The organism is Vreelandella titanicae, from assembly GCF_014697095.1.
Taxonomy (GTDB): Bacteria; Pseudomonadota; Gammaproteobacteria; order Pseudomonadales; family Halomonadaceae; genus Vreelandella; species Vreelandella titanicae.
Window position 1 is genome coordinate 3902035 of sequence record NZ_CP059082.1, and the last position, 14763, is coordinate 3916797.

A 14763-nucleotide genomic window follows, 5' to 3' on the forward strand; every position below is an offset into this window, starting at 1 on the left:
CATCACTCTCGAGCAATGCACTGACAAATCTCTAACGGCTCTTTTTGAGCATCAACTGGAGAATCTATATATTCTATATCAGGTGAAAACAAAAAACCTTGAATCAATCCTATCGCTACAATACTAGCTTTCTTTAACCGCCCTCTGCACAAAAGCTTAACTATTATACAAAAATCAAAATACATTATGGTTATTAGCATACGAGGTGGCCGGTACTTTCGGGTTACAAACACTCTATTTCTTATTAAGTATCGATAATACTTAAGACGCGCCTCACTGTTTTCAGATATTATATTCAACACACCTTTTTCTTGTCGCAAGTGTAGTACTTTGCTGGCACCAACAACAAACCCAGGAACATCTTTTGTTATTCTTAAAGTATATTCCGTGTCTTCACCCCAAATAAACATGGCCGAAATAGGCAAACCATACTTTTCAAGCGTATTGCGAGGGACAAGAATAGATACAAAAGTCGCACGACCGACAGCAACAACACCATACTGTGCAAATCTTGGCCAATCTTTGTAACCGATGTGATTCTTCATTTCGCTGATGGACGGCGAGTTAGTGACATAACCATTTTCGGTAAAGGCAGTGGAAATCAGATAGGCTCTTTCAATGCCATTTTTATCGAGAGTATTATTTGCCTCAGTCAGCTTTTGCAAAGAACCAGGCTCGGGAATGACATCGTCATCCATCATCCAAACAAAATCAGCACCTTCCTGATAAGCAATCCGAAACCCAGCATTGAACCCACCCGCTGCGCCTACATTATATGGAAGTAAATACACTTTGAGATTAGGATAGTCCAATTCACTCAACATCTTCTGTGTACTATCATTGCTTGCATTATCAACAACAATTACCTTATCACAAGGACATGTTTGTGAATAAATGGCACTTAGACATTGCCGAAGTAAATCCTGTCGATTGTAGGTGAGCACTACCGCTATCACCTTCCCCATATTAACGCCTCCTGCCAAAATGTGTCCTTGAAAAGATCTCAGCCGTTTATCGATAACAATATAGTTAAAGATATCAACGAGTTCAGCGGCGCCTATTGAATCCTCTCAAGCCTGCCGAGATGCGTCTCACCTTAAATACCCCTTCACTGGGTGCAAAAAGCCGGAGACTATCTTCTGCTTTATGTTGAGAAAAAGACGGTTAGCATAGCCATTTCGCCCCTTTTTAATTGAAGCACTATTTGTTGCTGTATAGACCCGGTTATCTTCACAACAATAGACGGCTTTCCCTGAGATTCTTGCGATAGTGGAAGCCTGCTTGATATCACTTTCAATGAAAAAAGTATAATCAGAATTTTTATAAAACAAGCCCTTGTGTGTAGAGTGAACGCCTCGGCGCTGCCGCTCCTCCTTCGAAGGCAGATCCAACATGACAAGACGCTTATAAGCAATACTCTGCTGCTTAAGCCACATATCTGTCTGGCTACGATACTTTTCAAGACGGTTGGTTACCAAACAGCCAATTTGACCGTAAGGCAGGAAAAGAGGCTTTGCATTATTCAAAAATTCTAAATACTCCTCTCCGTCATCGTTCTGCTGGGCGGTAGGATCGACACACAGCACACCATCAATATCGACACACGCTTGAGAGAGTATGCTGGGAGTGAAGAGGTTCCACTGGAAAGCACGAGGCGATTTCAAACTATAAAAAAACATATCGACATGCTGCTCCCCCTCGGGCTCTACATAGATCGCCAAAGTGTCTATGTTACAAAAGCAGTCGGCGGGGATGGCTTCTAACGCGCTCTGCATCGTTCGACCTGTTGTAACACTGTCATCAACTAGCAGAATCTTTTTCGCGTCCCACGCAGCGATCGGCTGCCCACCACTCTTCCTACCCATGCGGGTTTTTAACGCTTGATTGGCAATAAAGTCGGGGAGCCCCATCGCATCGATATGCAAGCCTAAAGCAATCATATTGGCCGGGATCATGCCACTACGGGGAATACCAACGACCAAGTCGTAGCCTTTACCGTGAACTCGAAACAAAGACGCAGAGATGTCCTCGCTTAGGTCACCGTAAGATTTATAATTCATAGTTATTCCTCACTTTTTTATCAGAGATACCAATGCAAAATATAAAATCCACTCATTAATCCCTAGTTATTATTCACTCAACCACTTGCAACACAAAACAACACTAAAAAATTAGTCCAACTTATAAAATCAACTCCATCCACGCAAAAATTTATACAACTCATTAAAACAGGCATTTTTTTATTTTGAAAAATTAAAAACAGAATCAATAGAAAATTCACAGTATAACTATTTTATCAAGCGACGCCGAATACCTCTTGGAATGTTGTTATAAACAAATCTTAAAAAAGGAACGGGGAAGTAATAGAAAGGAGCTTTTAGTTGTTTTAATTTTTTTAAACTTATTTTTAACGAATTGAATGTATACCCTAATCGGTTTCCAACTTCGTAACTCTGACCATCATGAAGTCGCTTGATAGTTAATGGTAAGTTAACTCGATAGAATATATGACCTTTTCTAAGAGCACGAATCCAAAGGTCAATATCGACTTGCCGAACCAATGCTTCATCATATCCCCCAAGCTGATCAAATAATCGTCGAGAAAATAGAACAGAGCTGTGATTTATCGGGTTTCGAATATAAAAACTTTCACGATGCATAGGTGTAACTGAAAATGCTCCCTGGACATCGACCTCTCCTTCTCCTTCTCCATAAACGGTCTGGCTAGAAGTAACGATCAGCTCCGCCTTTGAAAACAAACTGATGGCAAAAGCCTGCTGTTCCAATTTTTCAGGTAACCATTTGTCGTCAGCGTCAATATTAGCCAACCAATTATGCTGTGCATGGCTAACAGCTAGGTTCAATGCCCGTGATCGTCCGATACCGTGAGTGTCAAATAGTCGAACCAAAACAGGGGCAGTAAGGCGTAACCTATTGAGCACTTCCCAAGTATCATCTTCGGATCCATCGTTAACCACAACGACTTCTTGAGGAGGGTAGGTCTGAAAAAAAACAGAAGAAAGACTAGATTCCAAAAATCGAGATCCATTCTTTACTGTCATTATTACCGAGATATCAACCTGATCCATCAACCACCTCCATATTTCATAAGCGAAGAGATAAAACACTCAATAGTGGTTAAAGAAAAAATATAGGTCACTGCCAACTAAAACACTCTTTTTAAATTGATTAAAGACGCATATATATTTAAAAAACCAAACAAAATAAATTCTCGACTACCAAACACGCCTATTAACCACCTTCCACACTAAAAACTTTATTTTATTTTTTATTAAACGCGACCAATTTTCACCACCTGAATTATAGATACAATTATCGCTCAAACAAAAAACTGGCTTCTTTGCCTCTCGACAAATAAGCCTTGCTTGATCAGCGTTATCTTCAATAAACAAGTCCGCCGATGAAGCTATGAAAGTCTCGATCTTAAATTTAACAAGAGAGTCTATTTCCATAACATTAGTATCGTTATCGACCATAACGAGATTTTTATACAAGATACCGCTACTTACCAAACAGGTTTCCACTTCATGGCGGCTTGATTCATTCTGGCAAGAGACAATCGTATCGATGACTCCCGAGGGCATATAACGAAAGTGCATGGCGATTTTATCACTGCCAGCCTCGTCTTCCAAAACCATACCCTCGAAACAAACACAAGATCTACTCATGATGTTATGGTGAAAAATGTTCCATTCAAAAACCCTAGGATAGGGGAGAAACTCAAGTATAATATCCACATCATTCCTAATGGGTTTGCTTGAGTAGACGGCCAATGTTGATGCCCGAGCCAACAGCCAGTCCGGTAGCGAGTCGATTTCAGCTTTCATCGATTTACCAGACATTATACTATCATCAACGATAAGAACCTTTTCTGCCTCCCAGGGTAAGCTTAAATTTTTCTTTAGTCCTCGGGTAATCCCCTTTTTTAATGGATAATTATGCAGCCAGGAAGAGATATCAGTGCAATTCACGTTCAGTGCAAGGGCTATCATGTAAGCTGGCACCATACCACTTCTAGGTATACCGACGACTAAGTCCCAGTCACCGGATAATTTCCCAAAATTTTTTGTAATGTCCTTACTAAGATCGCTATATGACTTGAACCGTATCTGCATCAAGATTTCTCCGTGACTTCACCTCAAGATATTAAGCAATTTTTATCAAGAATACCGACAGACTGCATAACAAATAGAATGCTTTAGAACCTCCAAGAAACTTAGGCATCGGGCTTATGAATCCCCCTTTATGACTGGCAAACGTCGTTTAATTTCTATTTGTTAGAAATCGGAATGAGCAACGCAAAGCAAGTCATATCTGTAGTTTTTTTAAAAGATAAAAATCTCTTGTATAGTGACTCTATTGTTTAGCAGTGCTTTATATACATTGAGATAAGTTTATGAAACACGTGAGGCTTAATCGAGAGATACGGGGTTTGTTTGGTTTTGATATGCAATGCTTGATGTTGAGCTCTCTATTCCCATCGCTTGCAGCATTACAGAATTAACCTTATGGACATCGTATCTATTTCTAGCAATTTCGTGAGAACGTTGTCCCATTACTCGCACAAGAGCAGGGTTATCAATGAACCGCTGCATAGCTTTGGTGAGAGCATCAACTTCTTTTACTGGTATCAAGTAGCCGTTAGCGCCTTCAGTAACAGTTTCTCGACAGCCGGGCGCATCGGTGGTGATCACTGCACGCCCCATCGACATTGCTTCTAAAATTGAACGTGGCGTGCCTTCCCGATAATAGCTGGGCAGTACATAAACGCTGCACTCAGCAATCGCGGGACGTACATCGTCTAGCCAACCCAAATGATGAATAGAGCCTTCCCTTACCCAGCCATCCAGCTCCTCTTGCGTAATCGAGTCGGGATTGCTATCGGTTTTGCCCGCCAGCTGAAATACCGCCTCAGGATGCTGCTGCTTGATTCGTCGAGCAGCCTCGGCGTATTGACGAACGCCTTTGTCACCCAACAAGCGGGCAATCAGTAAGAAGCGAGGCGGGCCAGAGGGTAAGGGTAAACGCGCGAAATGCGCCATATCCACACCTGATCCATTAAGCACTTGCGAGGGTACTTTCTCATCCAATATCCTTAAGTCACGAAACAAAGCTTCATCATCGGGGTTTTGAAAAAATACTTTATTTGCCTTATTCAGAGCTGCTGCGTAAAGCCTACGCACCACTTGAAAAACCAGAGCACGTTTACCGCTAGCTTGGTCAGCAAAGGCATAACCCAAGCCTGTAATCAATGCATAGCGCTGTGGAGCTCTTGCCAGCTTGGCGGCTAATAAGCCGTACACGACCGGCTTAATGGTGTATGCCAGAACGACTCGTGGCCGAATCTCGCGCATCAATCGATAAAGTGCTCCCAGTGTCAAAATATCGCGCCATGGATTTAGACCCGTCCGCTGCATCGGAAAATCATGAGTAACCACCCCCCAGGACTCTAGTAGCCGACGAGTTTTTGCGTCATCAAAAAGTCCTGGGGCTGCTGCATGCACTTCTAATCCTGCTTTAATCAAAGCTTGCACAAGCGGCCCTCGAAAATTGACCAACGAATAACAGGTGCCCGACACTATCAAAAAGCGTCGATTTGATATGGTAATCTCAGGATTCATGTGAGTTCCTCAGCGGGACACCAAGCCGCGCAGAGCCCTGCGCTTTTTACTTGATATTCACTAATTTTATTGGCGTGTCATAGTGGGTATCGATGAGTTACTAAGGAAGTTAAATCGAAAGTTATCGCTAGTTACTTTTCTTCATAACATTCGTCAGCACTTGGCAGGTTTTATCTACCTCTTCCTGGGTGAGCGTGGGATGGCACAGAAACATTAGGCTGGTTTGGCCAAGCTCTCGAGCCACCGGTAATCTAACTTGCGGCGGCAAGCCGTCTTTCGCAAAGGCTTTTTCGAGATAAACTTCAGAGCAGCTACCCGAGAAACAAGGAACCCCGCAACTATTAATCTCATTCAGAATTCGTTCGCGATCCCAGCCTGACTTAAGCCGCCGTGGGTCGATAAATACATAGCATTTATAAGCGGCATGCTTCGAGTCGTGCCTTTCGATATTGGAGCTCGTATCGGTAGAAAAAAGGGGGACTCGCAATCCTGAGCAGTCAGCCGCAGCTTGCCAGATGCGATGAGCATAGAAACGGCGAATGGCACTCCATTCGGGCATACGCTTAAGCTGTATACGGCCAATGGCAGCCTGCATTTCTGTCATACGCCAGTTAGTGCCAAAAGTGTCGTGTAACCAGCGAAAACCCGGGGGATGCTCATTTACATGCACTGCATCCCAGCTCTTGCCATGGTCTTTATAAGCCCACATTTTCTTCCACAGCTCAGTATCATTAGTAGTGACCATCCCTCCTTCACCACCAGTAGTCATAATTTTGTCCTGGCAGAATGACCAACACCCCACATGACCAATACTGCCAACACTCTTACCGCGATAGCGTGCTCCATGGGCCTGAGCGCAATCTTCAATCACATAAAGCCCATGTTGCTCTGCCAATGCCATCAACCCTTGCATTTCGCAGGGCCAACCCGCCAGATGCACGGCGATAATGGCACGTGTATGTGGAGTGATTTTTTCAGCAACCGTGTCAGCAGTGATGTTTTGAGAGTCGCGATCAACATCAGCGAAAACTGCTACGGCACCGGCATTAGCAATGCAAGATGCCGATGCAACGAAAGTTCGTGAGGTAACAATTACTTCCTCGTGTTCTTTGGCGCCAATCCCCAATCCTTTCAAGGCAAGGTCTAGTGCGTTGGTTCCATTAGCCAAGGCTATGGCATGCTTAGTGTCAGCAAACTCAGCAAATTCTTTTTCGAATTCAATACATTCGTTGCCTGTCCAATAATTCACCTTATTGGAAAGCAGCACGTTCTGAACTGCTTGTGCTTCTTCTAAGGTAAATGAAGGCCAAGGGGAAAAAGGTCCGTTAAGCATGATTATAACCCAGTGCTAATAAATCTTTTTCGTTCATCACGACAGGCTTTTCATCGACATCTCTTAAAAAAATTGTACCCTCAGGAAACTCGTAATGTTTGTATGCGTAAGAATAATTATTAGGATTTAGGTTAGCTTCAAGATAGTCTAATGGGAGGTTGGCGCCCGCTTTGGCTAACGAAGAGATAAAAGCAACAAACCTTACGTTTATCTCAGTTATCATTGGCTGCCCCTGGGCATTCTCCTTGAAATCGACGGTAAAAATACCGTTTGGTTTGGACTCATATCGACTGAAAACAGAGAAAATGGCGTCATCAGCAATTCTTACAAGATTTTTATCATTAATCATTCTTCCAAATGATGTATTACCTGTTATTCCGGATGGTGCTATCTTGGACATTATATATGTCACTCTCTCAGCACAAGCAGAGCGTAATATCTCGCCATTCATATAAATAACTTTACAAGCAAGATTCCTTCCCGGGAGAAACTCTGATGCTATAAACTCTTTAATTAAAGGATTAATTTGCATCCATTCTTCAAGTTCTTTATCGCTATTTATTTTCAAGGATCCTAGTCCGCTTGAGCCAATGGTGCCGCGAACCCAAAAAGGATAATCAAGAAATCTCTCTTTAATACTATGACCATTTAGAAAAGTGAAATAATTGGGTATATATTGTTTATCCTTTAACATCCCATGAAGTCGTTTCTTATCAACCAGCGTCTCAGTAGGACTATAGGAAGAAATAAAGGCTTCACAGGGTAATCCTTCACGCTCTTTACGCTTTGACCATGCCACCACCTCAACCTCAGGCAAAACGACGGCAAACTCAATGTGATGGCGATCAATTATCTTTGTGATTTCGACCCAGTACTGTTCATCATTCGCCTTAGGCACTAAGTAAGTCTTACTGTAAGAAAAACTATCATAAAGACCAATCGCAAGCGGATCTGCATCAACACCAATAAAGCTATAGGTATCATTCCCAGCATCAAAAATCGATCTGACAAAGCTTCGAGGTGTTGGCCCGCCGACACCGGTGACAAGTATATTAATTTTTTTAGTCATTATTTCCACCTTTGTCGTTTTGCAATTTCGATTCTTTGAAGTTTGGCATAGCCACTTCACCGGAATAACTGATACCTTCGCGGAAAAACACTTTTTTAACTGTCATTAACAGTATTTTTATATCCAAATATAATGTTTGGTTATCTATATACCAGATGTCATAGTCGAATTTTTTTTCCCACGAGATGCCATTACGTCCATTGACTTGCGCCCAGCCTGTTACACCAGGACGGGATTCGTGACGCCTTGCTTGTTTGGTTGTGTAAAGAGGTAGATATTCCATCAGCAAAGGTCTTGGGCCCACCAAACTCATCTCACCCTTTAGCACATTCCATAGTTCTGGCAGTTCATCCAAGCTAGTGGCACGCAGACATCGCCCAAAAGGAGTTAAGCGCTCCTTTTCAGACAGCTTCCGACCTTTCTCGTCATAAGCATCCAGCATTGAACGAAATTTTATTATCTCAAATGGCTTACCATTAAGCCCGGGACGAAGCTGACGAAAAAGGACAGGCCTACCTAATTTATAGCGTACCAACAGTGCTATAGTTAAAAGTACAGGTGAGAACAGTATCAACCCAACCAATGATACAGTAATATCGAATTGGCGCTTAAGCATAAGACACCTACCATTAAGGTTGTACGTATAAAACCAATCGAAAACATCAAGAACTTAATTTCAGCGTCCCTTGCTTTAGCCATTAATTATCGCTATGGGTAGAGAGTCTGGCGAACCTGTTCGGAATACTGGCTTAGCCCTACCTACCGAATAATAGGTAAATCCTTTTGCAACCATCCGGTGCGGCTCATACAAATTACGACCATCGAAGATAGTCGGTTCAGAAAGCTGGGCTTTGATAAACTCAAAGTCAGGAGCGCGGAAACTTTGCCACTCGGTTACAATAATTAAGGCATCCGTATTCTTTAGCGCCGCTTCTTTGGTTCCACAAAGGGTCAAATATTCATGGCTGCCATATAGACGCTGAGCTTCTTCCATGGCTTCCGGATCATAGGCCTGCACCTTAGCACCAGCGTCCCAAAGCGCTTCCATAAGCACACGACTGGGCGCATCGCGCATGTCATTGGTATTTGGCTTGAACGAAAGCCCCCAGATGGCAAAGGTCTTACCCTTAAACTGGCCATTGAAGTGCTGGCTTATTTTTTGGAACAACGTAGTTTTTTGCTCTTTATTACGCAATTCAACTGCCTTGAGTAGCTTTGCATCAAAATCAATAGTATTGGAGGTATGAATAAGCGCCTGTAAATCTTTGGGAAAGCAGGATCCTCCATAACCAGCTCCAGGATAAATAAAGTGGTAGCCAATACGTGGATCGGAGCCGATTCCTTGGCGCACGGCTTCAATATCCGCACCCAGGCGCTCAGCCAGGTTTGCCATCTCGTTCATGAAACTAATCTTGGTAGCCAGCATGCAGTTGGCTGCATATTTGGTTAGTTCGGCACTTTTAACATCCATTACGATGATCTTGTCGTGATTGCGATTGAAGGGTGCATAAAGCTCCCGCATGATTTCAATTGTACTATTGGAATCAGTACCGATGATAATGCGATCAGGTTTTTGACAATCAGTAACTGCACTGCCTTCCTTCAAAAACTCAGGGTTGGAAACTACATCAAAATAGATATCGCTGCGGTTACGTTGTTCTAATACCTTTTCCACCTCGGCACGGACCTTATCTGCACTACCTACCGGTACGGTAGATTTATTGATAATGATCTGGCCGTTTTCCATGTGTTCGCCTATGGTAGCGGCCACTGAGAGCACGTACTTAAGATCGGCGCTGCCATCTTCGTCCGGTGGGGTTCCCACCGCGATGAACTGAACATGCGCATGTTTAACCCCAGCGACCGCGTCGGTTGTGAATTCAAGTCGGCCGGCAGCGTAGTTCTCCTTTACTAAAGTCTCCAATCCTGGCTCATAAATGGGAATAATGCCCAACTTAAGTTGTTCAACCTTATTATTGTCCACATCGACGCAAACCACATGATGGCCAACTTCAGCCAAAATGGCACCTTGAACCAGGCCCACATAACCCGTACCAAAGACTGTAACATTCATTAGATTACCTGCCAAAAATTGATGTATTAAGATAAGAAGGAAAAGTGTATTTCACTTAACCAAGCCAGACGGTTCGCTTAAAAAGTCAGCAGTATTAGTAGGTGAGAATTTTTTTAATAAATAATAGTCGCGATACCATTCAATGAAGTTAGTAATACCTTTCAAGACAGGTGTGGATGGCTTATAACCTACCATTTTTTCTAGCTCCCCTGAGTCTGCGTAAGTGTCAAGAACATCTCCGGGCTGAAGTGGCAGCAGCTCTTTAATGGCTTTCTTGCCCAGGGCTTTCTCGATAGCTTCGATGTAGACACCGATCGACACAGGATCATTGTTGCCAATATTGAAGAGGCGAAAAGGAGCATTGCTGGTGGCAGGATCTGGCCGATCACTGTTCCACTCATGTGCAGGCGTCGCGATGTTGTCACTGGCACGAATGATCCCCTCGACAATATCGTCTACATAGGTAAAGTCACGTGTATGACGGCCATAATTAAAGACCTGAATAGGTTCATCAGCCAAAATACTTTTGGTGAACTTGAAAAGCGCCATGTCCGGACGTCCCCAAGGGCCGTAAACGGTAAAAAAACGTAGGCCGGTGGTTGGAAGTCCAAAAAGATGGCTATAACTGTGGGCCATCATTTCATTGGCTTTCTTGGTAGCTGCGTAAAACTGCAGCGGATGATTAGCCCCTTTATGCTCTGAAAAAGGCATTAGTGTATTGGCACCGTAAACGCTGCTGGTACTGGCATATGTCAGGTGTGCAATCTCAGCGTAGCGACACGCTTCTAATATATTAGTAAAGCCAATCAAATTGCTTTCTACATAACTGAGTGGATTTTCTAGTGAATAGCGCACTCCTGCTTGGGCAGCAAGATGTATAACGCGGTCAAATCGGTGTTCGTCGAAACATTGCGCCACCGCTTGCTGATTAGCCAAATTGGCACGAATAGAAGAGTACTCGCCCCTCGCTTCGACAGACTGTTGTTCCAGTAGCTTAAGCCGCGCCTCTTTAATATCAGTTTCGTAATAGTCATTAACGTTATCAAAGCCGACAACACTATCTCCACGCTCTAAAAGCCGTTTAACAGTGTGAAACCCGATAAAACCGGCATGGCCGGTAACTAGAATCTTCATATAGTGACTCCTTTACGAGGCAAACATGAGCAAGAGGTAGGGGGAGAATTCAGTTACGAACAAGGCGCTGAATACGCTTCCAACTCACTCGCCTCAAGCCACCCAACGTTAAGGGCACCAGTGCCACTGAGCGCACCATGGCAAGTACCGGACGCGGAAATTTATTTAAGCATAAGGTTCGAGGTAGACCGGTATAAGGAAACCAGCGTTTCCCATAGGAACTCTGAGGAGAAGAAAGCGGTAAATCGCCAGTGAAACGCGAAGGCACTGCATACCATGCATAGTTGCCTTTCAACGTTTCTATCTCATCAGAACCAGGTTGGAGAAATTCAAAATCGATGATTTTGAGACCCTGACAAGGGTCATAGATCAGATCTTGGGGATTAAGGTCGATGCACTCGTAGCCAAGACGACGGTAGTGCAAGATGACCGCCCTGATGCGCTCAATCGTCCAGATAGGCAGTAAGCCATGATGAGAAAAAAGTGCTCGTGGCGATAGGATGCGCTCCATACGATTGGCATAGCGCTCAAACACTAGGTAATGAGGCCCTACCTCTAGTAACCGCGAGACTTCAGGCAATGATGCACCTAGTTCACGGGCCTTAACTTCACGCTCCAGGTAACGCTCGCGGCCAGGGCGAAAGGTCTTGCAAACCGCTTGAGTACCATGGAAGTCAACCAGCTCAACTTTGGCGCGACATACCTGCTTACTAAGGTCGGCCAGTATCGGATACGGTGTACGAAATTCTGAATTATAACGTCGTGCTATCTCACGTATTGTGTCGATCTGCTCTGGCACAACTTGTCTTAGATATCCAAGTGTGTGCGTCGTATTCCTTGAAAAACAGAGTGGGCTGTACTGCTCCTGACGACTACGACCTTGATTAGCTTGATTGCTTATTTTTGATTTGATTGTAAGCACTCGCACGTTATCAATTCGGCTTGGCGTTTCTCTCGAAGAAGAGGCCTCTGGTATCGGATAAACATCATGCACGACCAAAAAATGAGCCAGTTGGCCGCTGCTACAGGGCCATATTTCATGCTCCTTATTATCATTGGAGATCAAGTTTTCTAGTATCTGCCGGTGCTCAACATTGATCGACGATTCATACAAGACATTAAAACCATACCGATCAAGTAAGCTACGTAGGGCATCTAGATAGACCACCCCACGCTCTCTGACCATCAATACCGTAACCCCGAATAGCCACTCTTGGTATTCAGCGTTGCTTTGCATATTCGTCATAGTTTTTCTCCATAAGCTAAAGAGAGCACTTTTTTTAAAAAAAGCAGAGATTACATACGCAGTAAAATCTGGTGCATTACTTCATTAACTAAGGGGTGGAATAACTCAGCATTAAATGCTTCGCCTAATAGTGATGTGCTTATGCAGGCTACATTTAACTTAATAATTAATTATGAAAACTAGCACTCTCAACACTAGGCAGTCAGTAGCAGTGTGGTAACTATTATTATTTAAAAGCACATCAGCCTTCTTTTGAGACTGAAGTCAATATGGGGTTTGGTCGAGAAGGAGAACTTAATATAGGCTTTATCTTAGAATTTTTATGTTGTGCATCGGAAAGCATTTCTTGACGCGCCTTCCATACCAAATCAGCTATTTCATCCAAGGGGTGGTAATCCAAAGGAGCAGCCTGTAAAAGCTGGCGGATACGCAGATGATCAGTAGCGATAAAGGCATACTCCAGCTCCTTTAAAAAGGCTTCGAGCCTCGGCCATTCCCAGAAGCGCTCTTTTGAGGTCATGATGCGATCGTGGCGCGTCTTACTAACGTCATCGCCGATCAACAATTCCTCGAAAAGCTTCTCCCCAGGCCGCAAACCGGAATAGATGATTTCGATATCTCCTTCGGGATGCTCTGCATCTCTTACTTCTAGTCCCGAAAGACGAATCATATTAAGTGCCAAATCCTGAATACGTACTGGCTGGCCCATGTCGAGAACGAATACCTCACCGCCCTCTCCCATTGCGCCAGCCTGGATAACCAATTGGGAGGCTTCGGGAATCGTCATAAAATAACGGGTGATATCAGGATGAGTCACCTTAATGGGGCCTCCCTGCTCAATCTGTTTTCTAAACAACGGCACAACAGAGCCACTTGAACCTAGCACATTGCCAAAACGCACCATGCAGAAACGCGTATCTGACTGGGCATGAGCAAAGGCTTGGCAGATAAGTTCGGTCAAGCGTTTGGAAGCCCCCATAGCGTTAGTTGGACGAACCGCCTTGTCAGTGGAAATTACCACGAAGGTTTCAACACCCGCCGCCATTGCCGCCTGGGCTAGATTTAAGGTACCAAAGACGTTGTTGCTCACTCCTTGTACAAGGTTAAATTCCACCATAGGCACATGCTTGTAGGCTGCAGCATGGTAGACAGTATGCACCTCAAAGCTATCGAATACCGCTTTAAGGCTTCCCGAATGCTGAACCGAAATGAGTAGTGGTTTTAGCTCACAGTGTGAATGAGTAGTTTCGATATACTGCTTCAATTCCTGTTCGATGGCATATAGCGCAAACTCGCAGTTGTCTACCAGTAATAAGCGAACGGGATTTTGCACTATAATCTGACGGCAGAGCTCACTACCAATCGAGCCCCCAGCACCGGTTACCATCACCGACTTATCTCGAATATTAGCTTGTAGCAATTCAGGGAAGGCAGGCACTGACTCTCTACCAAGTAAGTCTTCGAGCGCCACATCACGAAGTTCGCTTATTTTAGCTCGCCCGGCGATCACATCAGCGCTGCCAGGAATTGTTTTAAGAGGCACGGAAAGATTTGAAAGCCAGTGCAATATTTCCCGCCGACGCCAACGAGGAGCACTTGGAATAGCTAGCAGCACCATGGCAGCCTGATATTCTTGAATTAGGGCAGCTAATGCGACCGGCTGATGTACCCGCAAGCCTTCGACCATTGCGCCTTCCAGCCCCCGCCAATCATCTACGAAGGCCACCGGCTCGTACTCTCCCCCATGGCGAAGCGCAGCGACCAGTTCACAACCAGCAGCGCCTGCGCCGTAGATCACCACCGGCTTGCGCTGACGAAGTTGGCTGTAGCGATACAACTCGCGCAATAAAAAACGCAGGCTACCAATTCCCAATAACAGTACCAGTGCGTAAATGACGATAATGGATAGACCGATGGAATGTTGCACCACGTTACTTAAAGGCGCCGCTAATAAAGCCGATGCCACTACAACAGTTACGACTGTGGGTACGGTGACATGGCTCATGTAGCGAATCACGACGCGATAAAGCCCGAGCCAGTAAAAAAGCAGAAGGCTCATCGGTACCAAAAGACTAATACTCACCCATAGAGAAGCATCGCTCAGCGGCTGCAGACTTTCCTTATGAAGGATTGACGCCAATTGCAAACTACTCGCCACAATCAAACCATCCAGTACAACCAGCACTTTACGCTTTAGACAACGGGGCGTCATTGATAATGATTTCATTAAGTTAGCCATATAACCCCCTGCCGTTCTTAACTTAT

The 14763-nt window shown here is 44.3% G+C and carries 12 protein-coding genes; all 12 read right to left on the reverse strand.

The window, feature by feature from the left end:
* Positions 1-2 precede the first annotated feature (2 nt).
* Positions 3-965: a glycosyltransferase family 2 protein gene (locus HZS52_RS18075; protein WP_190373304.1), complete on the reverse strand. Its 963-nt coding sequence runs from the start codon at positions 963-965 to the stop codon at positions 3-5.
* Positions 966-1091: 126 nt separating this feature from the next.
* Positions 1092-2060, reverse strand: coding sequence for a phosphoribosyltransferase (locus tag HZS52_RS18080; protein WP_190373305.1), 969 nt, complete (start codon positions 2058-2060; stop codon positions 1092-1094).
* 228 nt (positions 2061-2288) lie between these two features.
* Positions 2289-3089: a glycosyltransferase family 2 protein gene (locus tag HZS52_RS18085; RefSeq protein ID WP_190373306.1), complete on the reverse strand. Its 801-nt coding sequence runs from the start codon at positions 3087-3089 to the stop codon at positions 2289-2291.
* Positions 3090-3236: 147 nt separating this feature from the next.
* A complete protein-coding gene (locus tag HZS52_RS18090; protein ID WP_190373307.1) occupies positions 3237-4136 on the reverse strand; it encodes a phosphoribosyltransferase family protein in 900 nt (299 codons plus the stop codon).
* A 297-nt stretch (positions 4137-4433) separates the two neighbouring features.
* Positions 4434-5642: a glycosyltransferase family 4 protein gene (locus tag HZS52_RS18095; RefSeq protein WP_190373308.1), complete on the reverse strand. Its 1209-nt coding sequence runs from the start codon at positions 5640-5642 to the stop codon at positions 4434-4436.
* A gap of 127 nt (positions 5643-5769) precedes the next feature.
* Positions 5770-6975, reverse strand: a complete 1206-nt coding sequence (locus tag HZS52_RS18100) for a DegT/DnrJ/EryC1/StrS family aminotransferase (protein WP_190373309.1) — start codon at positions 6973-6975, stop codon at positions 5770-5772.
* The gene (locus tag HZS52_RS24510) at positions 6968-8044 is read right to left on the reverse strand and encodes an ATP-grasp domain-containing protein (protein WP_223827960.1); all 1077 of its coding nucleotides are present in this window, start codon (positions 8042-8044) and stop codon (positions 6968-6970) included. Before HZS52_RS24510 ends, HZS52_RS18100 begins: the two co-directional genes overlap by 8 nt.
* Positions 8037-8660 (reverse strand): sugar transferase, encoded by a 624-nt coding sequence (locus HZS52_RS18110; protein WP_190373310.1) that lies wholly within the window; start codon positions 8658-8660, stop codon positions 8037-8039. The genes HZS52_RS24510 and HZS52_RS18110 overlap by 8 nt, the downstream gene beginning before the upstream one ends.
* Before the next feature lie 75 nt (positions 8661-8735).
* Positions 8736-10118, reverse strand: coding sequence for a UDP-glucose dehydrogenase family protein (locus HZS52_RS18115; RefSeq protein ID WP_190373311.1), 1383 nt, complete (start codon positions 10116-10118; stop codon positions 8736-8738).
* Between the two features lie 51 nt (positions 10119-10169).
* Positions 10170-11252, reverse strand: a complete 1083-nt coding sequence (locus HZS52_RS18120) for an NAD-dependent epimerase (protein ID WP_190373312.1) — start codon at positions 11250-11252, stop codon at positions 10170-10172.
* 49 nt (positions 11253-11301) lie between these two features.
* Positions 11302-12498 carry a hypothetical protein gene (locus HZS52_RS18125; protein WP_190373313.1) on the reverse strand — a complete coding sequence of 399 codons (1197 nt, stop codon included), beginning with the start codon at positions 12496-12498 and terminating at the stop codon, positions 11302-11304.
* Between the two features lie 241 nt (positions 12499-12739).
* Positions 12740-14737 (reverse strand): polysaccharide biosynthesis protein, encoded by a 1998-nt coding sequence (locus tag HZS52_RS18130; protein ID WP_190373314.1) that lies wholly within the window; start codon positions 14735-14737, stop codon positions 12740-12742.
* Positions 14738-14763 lie beyond the last annotated feature (26 nt).

Bases quoted from the DNA above. Each gene is read 5' to 3' on its own strand.
- HZS52_RS18075 (WP_190373304.1), bottom strand. From the start codon at position 965: ATGGGGAAGGTGATAGCGGTAGTGCTCACCTACAATCGACAGGATTTA.
- HZS52_RS18080 (WP_190373305.1), bottom strand. From the start codon at position 2,060: ATGAATTATAAATCTTACGGTGACCTAAGCGAGGACATCTCTGCGTCT.
- HZS52_RS18085 (WP_190373306.1), bottom strand. From the start codon at position 3,089: ATGGATCAGGTTGATATCTCGGTAATAATGACAGTAAAGAATGGATCT.
- HZS52_RS18090 (WP_190373307.1), bottom strand. From the start codon at position 4,136: ATGCAGATACGGTTCAAGTCATATAGCGATCTTAGTAAGGACATTACA.
- HZS52_RS18095 (WP_190373308.1), bottom strand. From the start codon at position 5,642: ATGAATCCTGAGATTACCATATCAAATCGACGCTTTTTGATAGTGTCG.
- HZS52_RS18100 (WP_190373309.1), bottom strand. From the start codon at position 6,975: ATGCTTAACGGACCTTTTTCCCCTTGGCCTTCATTTACCTTAGAAGAA.
- HZS52_RS24510 (WP_223827960.1), bottom strand. From the start codon at position 8,044: ATGACTAAAAAAATTAATATACTTGTCACCGGTGTCGGCGGGCCAACA.
- HZS52_RS18110 (WP_190373310.1), bottom strand. From the start codon at position 8,660: ATGCTTAAGCGCCAATTCGATATTACTGTATCATTGGTTGGGTTGATA.
- HZS52_RS18115 (WP_190373311.1), bottom strand. From the start codon at position 10,118: ATGAATGTTACAGTCTTTGGTACGGGTTATGTGGGCCTGGTTCAAGGT.
- HZS52_RS18120 (WP_190373312.1), bottom strand. From the start codon at position 11,252: ATGAAGATTCTAGTTACCGGCCATGCCGGTTTTATCGGGTTTCACACT.
- HZS52_RS18125 (WP_190373313.1), bottom strand. From the start codon at position 12,498: ATGACGAATATGCAAAGCAACGCTGAATACCAAGAGTGGCTATTCGGG.
- HZS52_RS18130 (WP_190373314.1), bottom strand. From the start codon at position 14,737: ATGGCTAACTTAATGAAATCATTATCAATGACGCCCCGTTGTCTAAAG.